Here is a 17,605-nt window from a genome sequence, read left to right as displayed (position 1 = left end):
TTAACCTTTTAAAATTTTGATTTGTTCTGAAGGGACTTTGCTTGTAAATCTCTTTTAATTCATTCATTTCGTCTAACAAAAACGTGTCTAGCCGATTAGTAGCGATTCAACTGGGCTATAGCTATAGTAACTGTAAGGTATATAGTTAGCTGAAAAGAGAGTATCTAACTATTGAGTTAATAGCCGCGTAATTTAGGATGTTGTATGAGTTCGTTTCTGTTGGCAATAGCAAGGTTTCGGGAGAATAGGAAGGAGGCTATTAGCAAAAACTTCACGCTTTTAGCGGAGGGGTTAGTTGCAAGTGGAGATATTGTAACGACGGTTACCCCAGTCCAGTTCTCTACTGAATCTGAACTTCAACAAGTATATTTTAGAGAACATAGCAATTATCACTCTTTATTTGAAGCTCTCATTAACTTGATTAAAATTTGTCGAATAATTAACAAAAAACATGATTTAAATCTATATGATGGGATTAATGTTCATATTGCAACTCCTATCGAGCTGTTAGTGGTTTTTTTGTTTTTGAAATCATCTGCGAGGAAAGTTACGCGTGTTTCTATCTGGCAGGCATATTTGAGCTCGAAAGAGTTAAAAGGGAATTTTAAATTTTACCTAAGGAATTTTAAAAAGTATTTTCATTTGATTTTTTTTAATTCATTTCTTAGTTCATTTATGTATAAGTATTTGACTGGTAGTTTTCATTCAATAATAGTTCATAACGAATATCAAAAAAAACAAATTGATTATTGGTCACCACGCAATGTGTTTTTTGTAAATAATGGTGTTTTTAGTTCGATTAACTTAAAGCCAGAAAGGCTTTATGGTAAAGATCTGAGGTTGATTTATATTGGTCATAGTAAAGCATCCAAAGGGGTTGATGTTTTGCTAGATATAACTAGTACACTATATAAAAGGAACGAGGTTTCATTTAAATTGACTCTTTGTCTAAGTGGATTCGGTGATGATGAATATGTTAGAAGGAAAGTTATTGAAAATGATTTGGAAGGAATTGTAGAGTTTAAGAATGAAATAAATGTTTATGATGAAATGGTTAAGGTTGATATGATTGTTCTACCTTTGAAAACCTTTGTTGGCACAAGCTTACAACCAAATCTTATTGTCGAAGCCATGGCTGCGGGCTTACCTGTTGCTATTCCTTATTTTGAGGCCTTGGAATCTTTGGTTTCTTTCCCTTTTAATGCGATTGAAATCTATCTTGATGATGTTGAGAGAAGTGCGATCAATATAGAGAAAGCATGGTCTGATAAGGCGATTTATAATATGTCCAACAATCAATATAAACGATTTCTTGAAAGTCATACATTAGAGCATTTCTTAGAAGGTTATAGACAAGTACTAGGGGGAAATAATGAAAAAAATTAGTTATATCAGCCCATGCTTTAATGAAGAAAGTGTGATTTATGAATATTGGTCTCGTGTATCAAATATTTCTGAAATATACCCTGAATATCAATTCGAGTTTGTTGTTGTGAATGATGGGAGTCAAGATAAAAGTGCAGAAATACTTGATGATATTGCGAGAAAAGATGAACGACTTAAGGTTGTACACCTAGCAGCAAATGTTGGTCATCAAATGGCTTTGTTTGCAGGTATTGAAGCTGCTAGTGGAGATATAAACATAACGATCGATATTGATCTACAAGATCCCCCTGAATTGCTAACTGAATTTCTTAATAAAATTAATCAAGGTTATCAAATCGTACATGGGCAGAGAATAGCTCGAAAAGAAGAAACCTTATTTAAAAAAATAACGGCGAAAGCTTATTATAAAATTTTATCTCTAACATCATCTGCAAAACTGATAGAGGATTGTGCAGATTTTCGAGCATTCACAAAAGATGTCAGGGAAGTCATTGTTCGTTATAGAGAAAAACATAAATATCTTCGTGGTATTTTTGCAATTATAGGCTTTGAACAAGCTGTAGTTAAATACGAGCGACAAGGTAGGTTTTCTGGTGAGACTAAGTATACTATGGCGAAAATGGTCAACTTAGCTACGGATGGTATGATCAATTTCTCCCGTTTCCCTATCCGTTTAATGTTTATTATCTCGACTTTAATGTGGTTGTTAGGGCTTGGGTATCTTCTAAAAGCATTGGTGAGTAAGTTTATATTTGGTACAGTGGTAGATGGCTGGACTTCAATTATATTCTTTCAGGTGTTTTTTTCTGGGATACTTTTGTTCTTTATGGCGCTTTTAGGATCTTATGTTGGGCGAATATATGAGCAAGGTCAAGCTAGACCTGATTACATTATTCGTTCGACTCGAAACCTAGAATGATAATATGAAATTTCTTAAATTTGGAATGGTTGGTGTTGCAAATACTTTAATTAGCTATACTGTTTTTTTATTGCTTGTTTTGATTGAGGTTGACTTTTTGATCGCTTCGGTTATTTCATACTGTATGGGTGTGATAATTAGCTATAGTTTAAATAGTAAGTATACCTTCAGTTTAAAAACTAGCCGGATAGTCTTCTTTAGGTTTTTTATATTAAACATAATAGGCTTATTTTTTGGCCTGTTTGTGCTTGAGATACTCTCTGGAAAGTTGTTGATAAATCCATTATTAGCTCAGGTTTTAGTAGTGGTTCTTCGCTTTCCAATTATGTACTTTGTAAGTGGTTTTCTAGTTTTTAATGATCTTGTGGGGAGTTATATGGCGAATAATAAACAGGAAAAAGTTAATTTTTACAATGACTCTGACGTTGTTGAAAAGTACGACCAACTGAGATTTTCTAATTCGGGAGGAAAATATGTACATGAATGCGAAAAGCAAGTCTTTATGTCATTTCTGGAACGTAACTCAGCATGCTATGAAAGAGTTCTAGATATTCCTACAGGTACAGGCCGAATGCTTCCAATGCTCAGAGACCTAAAGTGTCAGTCAATTTATGCGGCCGATGCCTCTGAAAAAATGCTAACGGTTTGTGATGAGAATCATTCAAGTTATATCGCTTGTTTATCAAAGCAGGATATCTACAGAACAAATTATGAAGCTTGCTTCTTTGATGTGATTTTATCATGTCGTTTTTTGTTTCATAGCGATAATCAAGACGCAGTCTTAAAGGAGTTTAATCGTATTCTTAAACCTGGTGGATATCTAGTTATGGATACACTAAGGTGGTCTCCGAGGAAGTGGACCTCAATGTTCTCTAAAAAGCTTGGGGGATGTATTTATACAAACTCCTATGAAAGTATTCATGATCTATCAGTAGCTAATGGCTTTAAGGTAATTGATTCAAAAGAAATTCTCTCTATGCCTAGTTTTTTTTATAATTTCATACCGGGATTTTTAATTCCAATAGTTAAGCGGGTTGAGGGGGGGTGGCCTAATTTTCTCAAAACTAAAGTTATCTTTTTTTTGGAGAAGTTGTGAAAAGTAGACTTTATTTTAGTTGGAGGTTTTTTACACTTTCAGGACTGTTTTCTATATATTTTTTAAATGTATTTCGTGCGCCAGTCATTAATGATGATTATATGTCGCTTTATTCGAGTTGGTTGTTGAGTAAAGATTTTGTTCCATTGGAGGACTATCATGTAGATAGTTATAGTCTTTTGTTTGACTTAATGAGTCCTCTCTATTCTATATTTGGGGAAAGCTTTGAAATAATATTCGTATATCGTTTTATTGTTTTATTAGTGTTGGCTTTAATTTTTAATAGGGTATATAAATTACTAAGAATTATTTTCTCATCAGATGTTTCATTTTTTAGTGTGATCCTACTCGCTACCTCTTCAGCAATGTATGTAAGAGGACTTGATTTAAGACCCGATCCTTTTATATCGCTCTTATGGATGCAAATATTTGTTGTTTTATTTTGTGGTGATAGGGACGTCTCTAAGAGAATGTTAATTGTTGGTCTCTTGATTGGTCTGGCGATGCTGTTTAAGTTTAAGGCTGCTCTGATTGGTGTAGTACCTGGCCTTTACTTAATGGTTTCAGTGTTTAGAGGGGGGAGTTTTTTAAGGTCATTCCTGTTAGGTTGTGTAATTATTATTGGTATATTGTTTTCACATATTATTTTTATAATTGTTTTTGGTTATGATTTATTTTTGTTGTATCTAACTACTAGTCTTTGGTTTATAGAGTCATCATTGTTTGGAGTGGTTACTTCTCAAGTATTTTATGGGGATGTTTTTTTATATTATGGTTTTTTGAGTTTCTTTTATACTTCTTTCCTGCTCCTTGGTTTTTTGTTTTTTTTATTTAAGGTGGGTAAGGTAAGTTATAAGGTTTTGTTATTGTTTTGTTCGATTTTGATGACTTCTTTTCTTTCTGTTTATCTTAATCCTCAATATTATTCATACAATCTAATTCTTATTCTTCCATTGTTGACAATTTTTTTAGGTTTTTCTGTTGAGTGGGTTATAAGTGTTAAAGGAAGAATAGAGGGGTTTAATGGCCATTTTTGGATTGTATCAATTTGTTTTTTATCATCTTTTCTTTTGTTAAGGTATCCATTCAATGATACTTTGGAGCATCAGAGGGTATTGCATGAGTTTGTAAATGATAATGTTGGAATTGATGAGGCGGTATTTGCATTTGAAGGGATTGGTCTTTACCGGCCTTCAACTTACCATTGGCGTAGTTCAGGAATTATGATGTTTAACTACGAAAATGGGAGCTATAGCATATGGGATGAGGTTTCTCATCTGGCGCCTGTACTTATTATTGAAAGCTATCGGATACCAGGTTGGCTTTCTAAAAATGAATCTAAAAAAATATACGATAACTACGTTAGAATTGCGCCGTTAATATTAACACTAGGCGTCTCTTCTAAGGAAAGTCGTTCCTTTGATCTACTGAAAAAAGGTATCTATAGAGTTAACAACGACTTAGGTTCTAATTGTAAGTTAGATGGTCTGAATCTCTCATCTGGACAATTATTATCATTAGATATTGGCTCACACATCCTTGAGGTCGATTCAGGGGAATGTAAAATTAGCTGGGCTTTCCCTATATCGGAGTTGGCTAAGCTTAGGATAAGTGATGGGACAAAGCCTTATCTATTAGCCCCCTAGTTATGTTGTAATTAGAAGGGAAATTTTTGTAGCCTATTTCTGCGAGAATTTGAGCTGTTTAGTTCTGAGTTAGAAGCAACGAGCCTTCTTGAGATTGTTAGAAGTAAGATTTATTTGCTCGCTGCATACTCTTTAATCGCATGGAAGCGTAGTTTTGCTTGTTTAGGTAGGGTTTCTTGAATGGTGAATTCTTTAATGTCTCCCTCACCCGCTTGGATAATCATCACCATGCCCATCGTTAGGTGAGAGACACATTCGATACCATAAAATCCTGCTTCATTAATGGTCATGCTGATAGGACTGTTGATCTGACCGCGGTAGCGGTTTGCACCCCGAGGGATCATGTACTTTATAGTGACCGCGTTGTGGCTATAGTCGGTTGGCTCAAAGGTCACGGTATCGCCCACTGCCACCTCTAGAAAGCTCGGCTCAAAGGCCATGGTGCCCCATTCATTTTGATTTAGCATTTTCACTGTGTGCTCTGCTGCAAAGGACAGGGTGGTGATGAATGCCAGCACGGTGGTTAGTATAAGTCGTTGTAACTTGGGGATTTTTACGTTAAATCAGACCTCTAGGTTAATTTATTGGTTGGTAAGCATAGTATGAATTTTACCAACTCTGCCTTTGACTTTAGCCATATTTTTGTCGGTTTATAGCGGCTAAAAATAATGCCCAATCGAAAGATAACGCTGGCGGATATGTTCGATTAAGAGCTTGAGTTTTTTCGGCAGTTGGCGGGTGAAGGGATACACGGCGTAGATGCCGAGCACCTTGCCAACTTGCTCCGGTAGGATGTCAATGATCTCACCGCTTCTTAGTTCATGGTACACCAAGCAACGGGGCACATAGGCAATACCTCGACCACCGAGCGCGGCTTTTCGTAAGGCTGAAGCGTTATCACTTGCAAATGAGCCGGAGACCTTGATGGTGTAATTTTGATCTTTGCCTTTGAATTGCCATTCATTGGCACCATTGGTCTGATAGGAATACAGCAGGCAATTATGGTGTAACAAGTCTTCTGGGGTTTCAGGACGGCCATAACGTTTGATGTAGGACGGAGAGGCGCACACGATCCAGTGTGAATCCAAAATATAACGCGCAATCAAACTCGAATCTTCTAGGTAGCCTGTACGAATCACCAAGTCGTAACCATCTTTTACTAGGTCAACAAACTGATTGTCCAACGACATGTCGACACTTAACCCTGGGTGCATTTGGCAAAACTCTGCCACCGCGTCAGCAAGCAGTAGCTCGCCAGAGATGGTCGGCACGGACATTTTGATATGACCTTGAATCGACTCACCAAAGCCCGCCACCGCGTCGGTCGCTTCCTGTGTCGCCAGAGCAACTTGTTTGGCTTTATGAAACAGGGCTTGGCCTGCTTCGGTCAGAGTCAGCTTACGGGTGGTGCGATATAACAGCTGAACATTTAACGCTTTTTCCAGGCGCGCAATGCGCTTGCTCACCACCGAATTAGTGAGTGCATTTTGCTCAGCTGCTTTGCTAAAACTGCCCAGTTCCACCACTTGTGAGAATAAGATGAGATCGTCTGATTGCATTCTATTATGTAACTTTTGGAATTAATGTTTTTAATTATCATCATATATCCAGCAAAGATAAACCTTTAGATTCCTCCGCTACAAAAATAACCAAACACACCAGAGTGCCGTGTCACGCAGTTTTGCTGCTCAAAAGTAGCCATTTTGCGCGCACTATCTCTTTTTAGGAGTCTTTATGAGTGAGACCGTATTAGCCATTATTGCGTTTATCCCTATCGTCGTGGCGGGCGTGCTGTTAGTGGGATTTAACTGGCCAGCGAAAAAGGCGATGCCCATCGTACTCTTGTTGACTGTGATTATCGCTTTTACCACGTGGGGAATGTCCGCTAACCGCATTCTCGCTTCTGTCCTACAAGGCTTAGGCATTACCGTAACGGTCTTGTGGATCGTGTTTGGTGCCATCTTCCTTCTTAATACCCTCAAGCATACCGGTGCGATCACCGCGATCCGCAACGGCTTTACCAATATTTCTCCAGACCGTCGTGTACAAACCATCATCATTGCTTGGTGTTTTGGCTCCTTTATTGAAGGGGCGTCAGGCTTTGGTACGCCAGCAGCGATCGCTGCACCCTTATTGGTGGCGATTGGTTTCCCTGCCTTGGCGGCGGTGATGGTCGGCATGATGATTCAATCTACGCCAGTGTCCTTTGGTGCTGTGGGCACGCCGATCCTCGTGGGGGTCAACAACGGCCTAGATGTACACAACATCAGTAATGATCTAATGGCCAATGGCGCAACGTGGGAATTCTACCTACAACAAATCACGACCAATGTTGCCGTGGTTCATGCGCTGGTGGGTACGCTTATTCCAACGCTAATGGCGGTGATGCTAACGCGCTTCTTTGGTGCCAATCGTAGCTGGCGCGAAGGTTTAAATATTCTGCCATTCGCCTTGTTTGCAGGCTTAGCCTTCACTGTGCCTTACGCTTTGACAGGTATTTTCCTAGGCCCTGAGTTCCCTTCATTGGTAGGTGGTTTGGTGAGTCTGGCTTTGGTGGTTACAGCGGCTAAAGTAGGTTTCCTAGTGCCTAAAACGGTATGGGATTTTGAACCTGAAAAAGCTTGGCCAAATAGCTGGTTAGGTTCTCTTAAAATGAACCTTAAAGAGGAAACAAATAAAGCGCCAATGAGCCTAGTCACGGCTTGGTTCCCATACGTTTTGTTGGCGGCGGTCTTAGTGTTGAGCCGTGTCAGCGCTGAATTTAAAGCATTGCTCCTAAGCGTTACCGTTGGCTTTAAAGACATTCTGGGTGAAGTGGGTGTCAGCGCATCGTTTGCACCACTTTACTTACCGGGCGGTATTCTAGTGTTCACGGCGTTGGTGGCAACGCTGGTGCAAGGCAAAAATATGAATGCCTTTAAAAATGCCCTAGGCGAATCAACGAAAACCCTAGTGGGTGCAGGCTTTGTCTTGATTTTCACCATTCCAATGGTACGAATCTTTATTAACTCTGGCGTCAACGCAGCGGATCTAGCCAGTATGCCAGTGACCACGGCGAATGTGGTAGCTGGACTTTTCGGCGATGCATTCCCAGCGATCAGTGCCACCATCGGTGCATTGGGGGCCTTTATTGCCGGTTCAAACACAGTGTCTAACATGATGTTCAGCCAATTCCAGTTTGAAGTGGCGCAGGCGTTAAGCGTTTCGAGTGCGGCCGTTATCGCATTGCAAGCAGTGGGCGCGGCAGCGGGCAATATGATTGCCATTCACAACGTAGTTGCTGCTTCAGCTACTGTGGGTCTGCTTGGCCGCGAAGGGGCAACGCTGCGTAAAACCATTTTACCAACCCTGTACTACCTAGTGATGACAGGTGTAGTAGGCATGGTGATGATCTATGGCCTGCATCTGACTGACGCTTTGACCACTCATTAATTCTTGTTAAAAGGGCGGCCCTAGGGCTTGCCCTCGCTATATCCTTGGAGCGCTTTTTATGATTATTTCAGCTTCTACTGACTACCGTGCTGCGGCCAAAGCCAAGTTGCCGCCATTCCTATTCCATTACATTGATGGTGGCTCTTACGGTGAGCATACGATGCGTCGCAACATGGATGATCTAGCGGACATCGCACTACGTCAGCGCATTTTGAAAAATATGTCAGACCTTAATCTTGAGTCTGAACTCTTTGGCGAAAAGCTGTCTTTACCGATTGCCTTGGCCCCCGTGGGCTTAACCGGCATGTACGCGCGTCGTGGCGAAGTTCAAGCGGCCAAAGCCGCTGAGAAAAAAGGCATTCCGTTTACCTTATCGACGGTATCTGTGTGTCCGATCGAAGAGGTGAGTGCTGCTGTCAGCAAACCTATTTGGTTCCAGCTGTATGTGCTAAAAGACCGTGGTTTTATGAAAAACGTGCTAGAGCGTGCTAAAGCCCAAGGCATTAAAAACCTAGTTTTCACCGTGGATATGCCGGTTCCAGGGGCGCGTTACCGTGATATGCACTCGGGTATGAGTGGCCCGAATGCGGCTATGCGTCGTGTTATGCAAGCTATGACTCACCCAGCGTGGGCGTGGGACGTGGGCATCAACGGTAAGCCACACGATCTTGGTAATATTTCTACATACCGTGGCGAGCCGACGAAGCTTGAAGACTACATCGGTTGGTTAGGCAAAAACTTTGATCCATCGATTTCGTGGCAAGACCTAGAGTGGATTCGTGACTTCTGGGACGGTCCGATGATTATCAAAGGTATCCTAGATACCGAAGATGCCAAAGACGCAGTACGTTTTGGCGCTGATGGCATCATCGTTTCCAATCATGGTGGTCGTCAGTTAGATGGCGTATTATCGTCTGCTCGGGCGCTGCCAGAGATCGCCGATGCGGTAAAAGGTGACATCAAAATCCTCGTGGATTCCGGTATTCGCACCGGCCTAGATGTGGTGCGTATGTTGGCGCTTGGCGCGGACTGTACTTTACTTGGTCGTGCCTTTGTCTATGCCTTGGCGACCGCGGGTCAAGCAGGCGTTGAAAACGTACTCGACCTGATCGAAAAAGAAATGCGCGTTGCCATGACCCTGACTGGTGCCAATAGCATTAAAGACCTAAGTCGAGATTCTTTGGTGATGGCGTAAGGCTAAGCTTTCCACCCTGACCCCTTAATGAAAAGGCTCGCCTCCTAGGAGGCGAGCCTTTTTCTTGTTGAGCAGGTCTCACACAGTTAACCGCTTGACATTAAGCTGTTTCAGTCTTGCTATGTTTAAAAATTAATCTATAATTTTGTGTGTATCCTTAAGGATACATTTGTGTGGCATACAACGAATGGACTCGTTTATGACTTATAGCATTAGAAAAACAGATCATTTTGATAAATGGCTGAAAAGCTTAAAAGATATACGCGGCAAAATGCAGATATTGAATCGCTTGGCCAAGGTTGAACATGAAGGCCATTTTGGTGATGTCGCATTGTTAGCAGGGGATCTGCAGGAGCTAAGGTTCTTCAAATCACCGGGTTATCGAGTGTACTTTGTTGAACGAAATAGTGAGCTAATCATTCTGCTTGCAGGTGGAGACAAATCCACCCAGAAACGTGACATTAAGAAAGCTCGACAACTGCTTAGCGCTCTAGATTCCGAGGATTGATACAATGAAAGCAGAAACAACTTCTTTTGATATCGCCGATTACTTAGAAACAGACGAAGATATCCAAGCATTTCTACTTGAAGCAATCCATGATGGCGGTAGTGATCATCTATTGCACTGCCTCGCGATTGCAGCGCGAGCTAAAGGTATGACAGATGTTGCCAAGCAAGCTGGTGTGACCAGAGCTAGTTTATACAAATCACTAAATAACAACGCCAATCCAAAGCTTGAAACCATCACCAAGCTGCTTGGTGTTTTTAACTGTCGACTAACGATTGAGCCAGTAACCCCAACTCATTAAGATTCATTAAGGTCAGGTAAAAAATCATCCATAACTGTGCCCTGAACCAAACCCTCACTCCAAGTTCGGCCCGACTTTTAATACAGCGGGCTGTCTTTCAACAATAATCTTGCCCTTACGTACGGAGTAGAGCACATCTGCTTGCTCGCGTATCACTTCCACCTCATCACTGCCGTTAAGCACAATAAAGTTGGCAGGCTTGCCAAGTTCAATGCCGTAGTGGTCTTGAATATGCAGCACTTTGGCGCCGTTGTCGGTGATAAAGTCGAGGGCTTGGCTAAAGTCGTCGTAGCCCATCATATGGCAGGCGTGCAGGGCGAAGTCCACTTGGCGCAGGAGTTTGCCATTGCCCAAGCTGTACCAAGGGTCTTGAATGGAGTCTTGGGCGAGAGCGACGTTGATCCCGGCATCGCGCAGCTCTTTCACGCGAGTAATGCCGCGGCGTTTCGGGAAGGTATCAAAGCGTCCTTGTAGATGAGTATTTTCCGTGGGGCAGGAGACAAAGTTGATGCCGGACATTTTTAGCAGGCGAAACAGCTTAGAGCAGTAGGCGTTATTATAGGAATGCATCGCAACCGTATGGCTGGCGGTGACGCGATTGCCCAAGCCACTCTCTAAAGCAGCGGTGGCGAGCACTTCTAAGAAACGGGATTGTTCGTCGTCGATTTCATCGCAGTGCACGTCCACCAGCTTATTGTGCTTTTGAGCCAGTTCGATCACCCAACGCATGGATTCAACGCCATATTCGCGGGTGAATTCAAAGTGGGGAATACCACCGATGACATCAGCACCGATGTCTAGTGCTTGTTCCATCAAGCCTTTGCCATTGGGATAAGACAAGATGCCTTCTTGGGGAAAGGCGACAATTTGTAAATCCAAGAAGGGCGCTAAGGTTTCTTTTAGGGGCACAATGGCTTTTAACGCGGTCAGTTCTGGGTCAGTGACGTCCACATGGGTACGGATATGTTGCACGCCATGACCGATCAATAGCTCAGCCGCTTTCATTACACGACGCTGCACGTCTTCGTGGCTGAGCGTCTGTTTACGCTCGGCCCAGCATTCAATCCCTTCAAATAAGGTGCCGCTTTTGTTCCAACGGGGCTCGCCCGCGGTGAGTACCGCATCCAAGTGTATATGCGGCTCAACAAAGGGCGCGCAGACCAATTTGTAGTTCGCATCGATGTCGCAGGCTTCATGGATGGAATCGGCTTGCTGCTGAATATTGGTGAACACTCCTTGTTCGCATTCGAGGGTAAACAAGGCATCTGAGTGACGTAAACGAGCGTTGATAATCTTCATAAGCATCCCTGTTGTTCAGTGGCACTGAATTTGTCCCTGCATTTTTAGTGCCGTGATGAGCATTGATGGCGTTTTTTCCTGTCTAGCTCGCAATGGGCTAAAAAATCAAACATAGCAGGACAATGATGCCCGAGTGTTTGTTAAAGTCTTGTAATGGACAAAACAAGACCATCAAAGAAGGAGAGTGGAGTGAGCCATTTATTGATCAGGAATGCGGTAAAAGAAGATTCGGGGCTGATTTTAAATTTTGTCAAAGCGTTAGCAAGGTATGAGAAGGCTGAGCACGAAGTTCAAGCTACGCAGGCAGATATTGAAACCTCCATATTTGGGCCCGACTCGACCGTGAGTGGCTTGATCTGTGAATTGGACGGGGAGCCGATTGGCTTTGCTGTGTTTTTTTATAATTACTCAACTTGGCAGGGGAGAAATGGCCTGTATCTTGAGGATTTGTATGTCTCTCCAGAAGCCCGTGGCGTAGGGGCTGGCAAAGCATTACTCAAGCACTTGGCAAAGATTGCGGTTGCGAAAAACTGTGGCCGTTTTGAGTGGTCAGTACTGGACTGGAATGAACCTGCCATTCAATTTTATGACTCTATTGGCGCGAAGCCAAAATCTGAGTGGCTTGGATATCAGCTGGTCGGTGAAGCCTTGACGCACTTTGCTCAACATGAAGGTTAAGCAAAGGGGGGGCACGAACTCTAGGGGCAGATGAACATAAAATTAATTCATCTGACCCTCCAAAAATAAAGCCAGGTTTATGGTTGTTGAGCTGGCTCGATATACGACTGAGTGCCCCATAGGGGCACCGTCGATAAGCTATGCTTGAAGCTACCTTCCGTTTCTTTGGTGGTGTAGGACAGGTACATCAAGGTTTGGGTGTCGGCGTCGTAAATACGGCGCACCTTCATGGTTTTAAAGAAAATGCTTTTGGATTTGGTAAACACCACCTCACCAGCATCACTTTTATCAATGGTAGCAATCATGGCCGCAGTAATGTCACCTGTCTGACGGCAAGCAATGGAGCTATCACTTGGATCCGATAGGCTAAGATTCGCTTCCACTGAGGCAATATGGCAGGTAACCCCAGGGATCTTGTCATCTACTAGATTGGATATTTTAATGTCTTTTAGGGTGAACATGCCCAGCGAGACATCGCCCACCTCGTCGTTTGAGCAGCCAGCAAGGGCCAACGAACAGCAGGCCGCGAGTAGTAACTTTTTCATGGAGTCTTCCTTATCAGGTATCTATGCTGGTACCAGTCGTTTATTTGAACCAGACCTTGCCGCCGATAAATTTATAAGCGGGAGTGCCTCGTACCAAAGTATCGCGAGCGAACTCCTTTGCGCAACTGGGACAATGGCAAGGTGTGCTGGTGAAATCCTCAACAATACGCTCTTTAAAGCATTTCACCAAAGCCCCTTTACCGCCTTTACGATATTTAAAAAGCTGCGTACCACAGCCGTTGCAAAAAATATCGACGGTTTTGGTGGGGCCTTTTTTGTTGGGTTTCGCCATGGCAACGCTCGCTTGTGCTGGACTTCAATTGAGCCGCACATCCTGACGAGTCGATCTACGCCTGTCAACGATTGATCTCTGGTAGGACGAATTCGCCCATTTCATCGATCACTGACTCCGCACTGCGACGTGAAGGCTTCAAATTCACGGCAATATGACGCACGCCAATTTCTTTATGATGCTGCAAGCGCTCGATCAGTGCTTTACGACCAATACGTACCACGTTGTAAAAGCGCTGGTAGGGTGCATCAGGATTTGGATCTAAATCAAAGAAGGTAGCGTAGCCATAATGCGTCGGTGTGCGCTCTCCAGCAGCGGATTTCAACGCTGCTACGATTTCTTTAATCGCTCCCTCATCATCCACAGACCAAATCCATGCATCCATATTTTGCGCTAGCCAATCGATGGGCTGACGTGAGCGGCCTACTGCCATCATTGGAATACGGCCGTTTACGGGCTTGGGATGCATATCTAGATTGCCGCGTAATTCCCCAAAGTATTGGCTGGCAAACTTCGGAAACGACTCTTGATGCAGAGTACGCATCAAATCCACGGATTCACGATAGCGATCTGCGCGCTCATTATAGTCGACACCAAACGCTGGGTATTCCACTGGGCGGTCGCCTGTCGACAAGCCCAACACAAAACGGCCATCGGTTAAATGATCCACCGACGCCGCTTGCTTTGCCACATGAATAGGATCACGCAGCGGCAACACAATCCCCGCTGTGCCTAAGGTAATTGACTCAGTTACCGACGCCATAAAACCTGCGTAGACAAATGGATCCAGCATCTGCGCCGCATCACCAAAGTTAGGATCGTAAAACGGCACATCCCGTAACCAAATACTGGCAAAACCCGCTTGCTCGGTAAGCTTAGCCATACGCTGATGGTCTTTTAGAGTAGGAAAAGGACTATTAGGATAACCCTCAAGCGGTGTTAGCAAACCAATGGTTAACTGATCCTCGGCAAACACACGAGAAAAGCTCGCGGGCATTTCAGAAGTAGACATACAAGCTCCTATCTCAAACTGCAGCACCCATGCGTTTATAGGACATATGGGGTTGTCTTTGAGACGTGAATAGATCGGATTTTAAGATGTGCCTAGTGTATTGGAAGGCAAAGCGAAGATAATCAGCTTAAAGCTCTATTGATTGGAGAGCAAAATTCTACAGTGAGTGATAGATCATAGAATAAAGGGGGCAGATTCCAGCGCTAACGATGCTTAGTTTAGCCTCGACAGTTCTGGAATCTGACCCCTTTTAAGTGCTAGTAAAAAGCCCCTGCACCATACAGTGCAGGGGCTTTTTTCAGTTAGAGCTGTTTAGCCTTTACGCTTTCTGCGTAGCAGCCAAGCAATCAAACCTAGTACAACGACTGCACCGATGCCCATGCCCCAGCGTGCCAGTAGCAGAAGTGGGGAGGCAGGGCCGCCGCTGCGTAGCACGCTGACTTCCTGTGCGGCGATATCGGCGACGTCTTTGCGGCCAAATTCACTGAGGATGTAGTTGGAGACGCGTGCCACTTGCTCGTCATTTAGCTCGTGGGCAAACGCTGGCATGTTTGTACGGTGGCTTTCTTCGATGTGGTTGCGGTATTGCACCCCTTCAAGAATCGCCATTACTACGTTATCAGTGTTTTGACGACCCAGTACCGTGTTGTTTACCAGCGATGGTAAGCCATTTCGACCGGAACCGTCCGCTTGGTGACAGCTGGCACAAGCACCGTTGTAGAGCATGGCACCGCTCATTTCTGTGGTGCTTGCTGGAACGTCTTCAAGCAATACGGCATCCGCATTCACTGTGGCTTGGCCATAGCTTTCTGCCGGTTGTGTGTCCTTGGCATCGCTTACCGCAGGCACGGTTTTCAACCACACCGCGATGGCGCTTAGGTCGTCATCTGACAAATGCTGTAGCGAGTGGGAAATGGCTTCTGCCATTGGCCCCGCTGCTTGGGACTTGTTTGGTGCGTAGCCTGCTTTTAGGTAGCTGACGATGTCCGCTTGACTCCAAGTACCGATACCACTGTTGTTATCGCTGGTGATATTTGGCGCGTACCAAGTGCCAAGGCTAGCACCGCCTAGAAAGGCGCTGTTGTCTTCGGCCATCATAAAGTTACGTGGTGTGTGACAAGTAGCACAGTGGGTTAGACCTTGAGCAAGGTAAGCACCACGGTTCCATTCATCGCTCTGTTTTGGATCGGGTTGGAATGTTTCAGTGTCTAGGAATAGACCATTCCACACCGCCATAGACTCGCGAATATTGAATGGGAACGGCAGTTCGGTGGCAGCTGGTTTGCCGTCTACTGGCTCCACTCCGTGCATAAAGTAAGCGTACAAGGCCAGCATGTCTTCATCCGTCACCTTAGCGTAGGCCGTGTACGGCATAGCTGGATAAAGATTGCGACCATCAGCACGGATACCTTGGCGTACTGCCTTGTCGAAGTCTTCAAAGCTGTAGTCGCCGATACCGTCTTTCGATGGGGTAATGTTGGACGAAATGATATGACCCAGTGGCGTCTCAAGGGATAAGCCACCGGCAAATGGTTGACCCTGTTCGGTGGAGTGACACGCCACACAGTCGCCTGCCGTTGCCAGGTATGCACCGCGTTTGATAAGCGCTGGATCAGCACTTGTGTTAGCCAGTGCTAGAGGGCTTAGCGCACAACCTAAAACCAGCGCCGATGAAAGCATCAATGTCTGTTTCATACTAAGTCCTCGATAATGAATTCAGCGGTGCGAAGACCGACCGCCACCGCCGTTAGGGTAGAGTTCACTGTCGCTACGGTTGGCAATACACCGGTACCCGCTAGGAATAGGTTGTCGTGGAAATGGCTACGACCTTCACCGTTACACACGGTGGTGGCGCGATCGTCACCCATACCCAATGTACCTGTGATGTGGTTCGCTAGGCTGAATTTGTTTTCATCCATAAAGTGCAGTTCTTGCGCCCCCAAGCGTTTGGCAATGGTGGTGAAGATTTCACGAGCACGGGCGTTACCACGACGGGTGTAGTCAGATACCGAGTAGTAGAACTTAGGATTTGGTAGACCCAATGCATCAGGACGGTTGCCCAACATCACGCGGTTGTTTGGATCTGGTAGTTGTTCAACAATGTTTTTCATGCTCATAGCATGAGCCGATTTATGGCGAATTTGCTGTTCTAGCTCGACACCGTAAACCCCTTGTTTGATCAGCTTGTCGGTGATGCCACGTACCGGGTTGGTGTTGGAAAAGTCGATACGAAACGCCGCCGCTTCGTTACGCCATTCACCATCACGCTCACTTTGAATCGAGCATTCACTCATGGGGCCACGACCTGGCCACAGCGGTTCGTCTACTTCAAAGCTAACGCTGGTACGAGGGTGGTCACATAGGTGACGACCAACCATATCGTTGCTGTTACCGATACCGTTCGGGAATTTATCGCTGGTCGACATCAACATCAGTTTGGGTGTTTCGATGGCGTTGGCGGCCAATACGAAGGTTTTACCCGTGATACGGAAGCTTTCTTTGTTCGGCGTGTAGTAGTGCACCGCGACGATTTTATCGCTGTCGGTGGCATGTTCGATCTTGTAGACGATGGCTTCGGTGATGATATTTACACCGGCTTGTTTCGCCGCCTGTGCAGAAATGCCGCCGTGGTATTGGGCGTCCACCGGACACACAGGCATACAGTTATTGTTACCCACACAAGCTGGACGGCCATCGTAGTTTTGGCTGTTACGAGCAGAGGTATTGGTGATGACGTTGTAGCCGATGCCTTCTAGACGGTCGTGTAAACGTTGGTGCGCCCAAGACGCCGTCACAGGTGGCATTGGGAAGGGTTTGCTACGCGGCGAGCCATTGTCTTCTGGGCCAGAAACGCCCATTTTCACTTCCGCTTCGTAGTAGTAAGGCTCGAGCACGTCGTAGCTAAACGGCCAATCGCGGCCAACGCCGTAAAGAGTTTTGATCTGGAAGTCGTTCGGCACATAGCGCCAAGCCATACCTGCCCAGTGCCAAGTGGTACCGCCCACGCCACGAATGTAGGACGCCGAGTAAGGTACTGGACCTTCGTTTTGGAAGTAGTCGTTGAATTTACGTGGTTCTGGCGCCCAATCGTTGTAAGGGTACGGCGCCATGTAATCGCCTTTGTCGACGTTGTGACGGAACTTTGCCACCACGTGGTTACGGTCGATGTTGGGACCCGATTCTAGGATCAGAACCGATAAGCCTTTTTGGGCGATTTTTTCGGCCATTAATGCGCCGACAATGCCTGCGCCAACGATGACAACGTCAGCGGATGTTTGTGTAGTCGTCATGTGGTC

Annotated in this window: 17 protein-coding genes; 10 read left to right on the top strand and 7 right to left on the bottom strand. The window is 44.7% G+C overall.

Annotation, left to right across the window (positions count from 1 at the left end):
• The first annotated feature begins 204 nt into the window (after nucleotides 1-204).
• Genes ACOSVP_RS05495 through ACOSVP_RS05480 form a run of 4 tightly spaced genes read left to right on the top strand, consistent with a single transcriptional unit; the run spans nucleotide 205 to nucleotide 5,047 of the window.
• Nucleotides 205-1,386 (top strand): glycosyltransferase, encoded by a 1,182-nt coding sequence (locus ACOSVP_RS05495; protein ID WP_487346485.1) that lies wholly within the window; start codon nucleotides 205-207, stop codon nucleotides 1,384-1,386.
• Complete coding sequence (locus ACOSVP_RS05490; RefSeq protein ID WP_487346484.1) at nucleotides 1,373-2,305, top strand: glycosyltransferase family 2 protein; 933 nt, start codon at nucleotides 1,373-1,375, stop codon at nucleotides 2,303-2,305. The genes ACOSVP_RS05495 and ACOSVP_RS05490 overlap by 14 nt, the downstream gene beginning before the upstream one ends.
• 4 nt (nucleotides 2,306-2,309) lie before the next feature.
• Nucleotides 2,310-3,401, top strand: a complete 1,092-nt coding sequence (locus tag ACOSVP_RS05485; RefSeq protein ID WP_487346483.1) for a GtrA family protein — start codon at nucleotides 2,310-2,312, stop codon at nucleotides 3,399-3,401.
• Nucleotides 3,398-5,047, top strand: coding sequence for a glycosyltransferase family 39 protein (locus ACOSVP_RS05480; RefSeq protein ID WP_487346482.1), 1,650 nt, complete (start codon nucleotides 3,398-3,400; stop codon nucleotides 5,045-5,047). Before ACOSVP_RS05485 ends, ACOSVP_RS05480 begins: the two co-directional genes overlap by 4 nt.
• Nucleotides 5,048-5,157: 110 nt before the next feature.
• Here the strand turns inward: ACOSVP_RS05480 and ACOSVP_RS05475 are convergent, their stop codons facing one another.
• Nucleotides 5,158-5,565, bottom strand: coding sequence for a pseudoazurin (locus tag ACOSVP_RS05475; RefSeq protein ID WP_487346481.1), 408 nt, complete (start codon nucleotides 5,563-5,565; stop codon nucleotides 5,158-5,160).
• Between the two features lie 141 nt (nucleotides 5,566-5,706).
• Nucleotides 5,707-6,606 carry a LysR family transcriptional regulator gene (locus ACOSVP_RS05470; RefSeq protein WP_487346480.1) on the bottom strand — a complete coding sequence of 300 codons (900 nt, stop codon included), beginning with the start codon at nucleotides 6,604-6,606 and terminating at the stop codon, nucleotides 5,707-5,709.
• Between the two features lie 175 nt (nucleotides 6,607-6,781).
• On the opposite strand from ACOSVP_RS05470, the gene ACOSVP_RS05465 reads away from it, so the two are divergent.
• From ACOSVP_RS05465 to ACOSVP_RS05450, 4 genes are all read left to right on the top strand, one after another.
• The gene (locus tag ACOSVP_RS05465; protein ID WP_487346479.1) at nucleotides 6,782-8,479 is read left to right on the top strand and encodes an L-lactate permease; all 1,698 of its coding nucleotides are present in this window, start codon (nucleotides 6,782-6,784) and stop codon (nucleotides 8,477-8,479) included.
• A gap of 58 nt (nucleotides 8,480-8,537) precedes the next feature.
• Nucleotides 8,538-9,674, top strand: a complete 1,137-nt coding sequence (lldD, locus tag ACOSVP_RS05460) for an FMN-dependent L-lactate dehydrogenase LldD (protein ID WP_487346478.1) — start codon at nucleotides 8,538-8,540, stop codon at nucleotides 9,672-9,674.
• A 199-nt stretch (nucleotides 9,675-9,873) separates the two neighbouring features.
• Nucleotides 9,874-10,182, top strand: a complete 309-nt coding sequence (locus ACOSVP_RS05455) for a type II toxin-antitoxin system RelE/ParE family toxin (RefSeq protein ID WP_487346477.1) — start codon at nucleotides 9,874-9,876, stop codon at nucleotides 10,180-10,182.
• 4 nt (nucleotides 10,183-10,186) lie between these two features.
• On the top strand, nucleotides 10,187-10,483 hold the full coding sequence (locus ACOSVP_RS05450) for an addiction module antidote protein (RefSeq protein ID WP_487346476.1): 297 nt from the start codon (nucleotides 10,187-10,189) through the stop codon (nucleotides 10,481-10,483).
• A 54-nt stretch (nucleotides 10,484-10,537) separates the two neighbouring features.
• Here the strand turns inward: ACOSVP_RS05450 and codA are convergent, their stop codons facing one another.
• Entirely contained in the window at nucleotides 10,538-11,788 is a 1,251-nt protein-coding gene (gene codA, locus ACOSVP_RS05445; protein WP_487346475.1) for a cytosine deaminase, read from the bottom strand.
• A gap of 183 nt (nucleotides 11,789-11,971) precedes the next feature.
• Here codA and ACOSVP_RS05440 point away from each other — a divergent pair, with 183 nt between their 5' ends.
• Nucleotides 11,972-12,460: an N-acetyltransferase family protein gene (locus tag ACOSVP_RS05440; RefSeq protein WP_487346474.1), complete on the top strand. Its 489-nt coding sequence runs from the start codon at nucleotides 11,972-11,974 to the stop codon at nucleotides 12,458-12,460.
• Nucleotides 12,461-12,537: 77 nt separating this feature from the next.
• Here ACOSVP_RS05440 and ACOSVP_RS05435 read toward each other — a convergent pair whose 3' ends face one another.
• Nucleotides 12,538-13,005 carry a CreA family protein gene (locus ACOSVP_RS05435; RefSeq protein ID WP_487346473.1) on the bottom strand — a complete coding sequence of 156 codons (468 nt, stop codon included), beginning with the start codon at nucleotides 13,003-13,005 and terminating at the stop codon, nucleotides 12,538-12,540.
• On the opposite strand from ACOSVP_RS05435, the gene ACOSVP_RS05430 reads away from it, so the two are divergent.
• Nucleotides 13,004-13,372, top strand: coding sequence for a hypothetical protein (locus tag ACOSVP_RS05430; RefSeq protein ID WP_487346472.1), 369 nt, complete (start codon nucleotides 13,004-13,006; stop codon nucleotides 13,370-13,372). The genes ACOSVP_RS05435 and ACOSVP_RS05430 overlap by 2 nt on opposite strands.
• Here the strand turns inward: ACOSVP_RS05430 and ACOSVP_RS05425 are convergent.
• The 3 genes from ACOSVP_RS05425 to ACOSVP_RS05415 form a co-directional block, all read right to left on the bottom strand.
• Nucleotides 13,362-14,309 (bottom strand): LLM class oxidoreductase, encoded by a 948-nt coding sequence (locus ACOSVP_RS05425; protein ID WP_487346471.1) that lies wholly within the window; start codon nucleotides 14,307-14,309, stop codon nucleotides 13,362-13,364. The genes ACOSVP_RS05430 and ACOSVP_RS05425 overlap by 11 nt on opposite strands.
• 312 nt (nucleotides 14,310-14,621) lie before the next feature.
• Nucleotides 14,622-16,004, bottom strand: coding sequence for a c-type cytochrome (locus ACOSVP_RS05420; RefSeq protein WP_487346470.1), 1,383 nt, complete (start codon nucleotides 16,002-16,004; stop codon nucleotides 14,622-14,624).
• On the bottom strand, nucleotides 16,001-17,599 hold the full coding sequence (locus tag ACOSVP_RS05415; RefSeq protein ID WP_487346469.1) for a GMC family oxidoreductase: 1,599 nt from the start codon (nucleotides 17,597-17,599) through the stop codon (nucleotides 16,001-16,003). The genes ACOSVP_RS05420 and ACOSVP_RS05415 overlap by 4 nt, the downstream gene beginning before the upstream one ends.
• Between the last annotated feature and the right edge of the window lie 6 nt (nucleotides 17,600-17,605).

It is taken from the genome of Marinomonas sp. HM11-D (assembly GCF_057626615.1).
This window is presented reverse-complemented; position numbering and strand designations above follow the sequence as displayed.

Coding starts and splice junctions, on each gene's coding strand:
- ACOSVP_RS05430 (WP_487346472.1), top strand. CDS start 13,004: ATGGAGTCTTCCTTATCAGGTATCTATGCTGGTACCAGTCGTTTATTT.
- ACOSVP_RS05415 (WP_487346469.1), bottom strand. CDS start 17,599: ATGACGACTACACAAACATCCGCTGACGTTGTCATCGTTGGCGCAGGC.
- ACOSVP_RS05495 (WP_487346485.1), top strand. CDS start 205: ATGAGTTCGTTTCTGTTGGCAATAGCAAGGTTTCGGGAGAATAGGAAG.
- ACOSVP_RS05425 (WP_487346471.1), bottom strand. CDS start 14,309: ATGTCTACTTCTGAAATGCCCGCGAGCTTTTCTCGTGTGTTTGCCGAG.
- ACOSVP_RS05455 (WP_487346477.1), top strand. CDS start 9,874: ATGACTTATAGCATTAGAAAAACAGATCATTTTGATAAATGGCTGAAA.
- ACOSVP_RS05490 (WP_487346484.1), top strand. CDS start 1,373: ATGAAAAAAATTAGTTATATCAGCCCATGCTTTAATGAAGAAAGTGTG.
- lldD (WP_487346478.1), top strand. CDS start 8,538: ATGATTATTTCAGCTTCTACTGACTACCGTGCTGCGGCCAAAGCCAAG.
- ACOSVP_RS05435 (WP_487346473.1), bottom strand. CDS start 13,005: ATGAAAAAGTTACTACTCGCGGCCTGCTGTTCGTTGGCCCTTGCTGGC.
- ACOSVP_RS05465 (WP_487346479.1), top strand. CDS start 6,782: ATGAGTGAGACCGTATTAGCCATTATTGCGTTTATCCCTATCGTCGTG.
- ACOSVP_RS05420 (WP_487346470.1), bottom strand. CDS start 16,004: ATGAAACAGACATTGATGCTTTCATCGGCGCTGGTTTTAGGTTGTGCG.
- ACOSVP_RS05450 (WP_487346476.1), top strand. CDS start 10,187: ATGAAAGCAGAAACAACTTCTTTTGATATCGCCGATTACTTAGAAACA.
- ACOSVP_RS05485 (WP_487346483.1), top strand. CDS start 2,310: ATGAAATTTCTTAAATTTGGAATGGTTGGTGTTGCAAATACTTTAATT.
- codA (WP_487346475.1), bottom strand. CDS start 11,788: ATGCTTATGAAGATTATCAACGCTCGTTTACGTCACTCAGATGCCTTG.
- ACOSVP_RS05470 (WP_487346480.1), bottom strand. CDS start 6,606: ATGCAATCAGACGATCTCATCTTATTCTCACAAGTGGTGGAACTGGGC.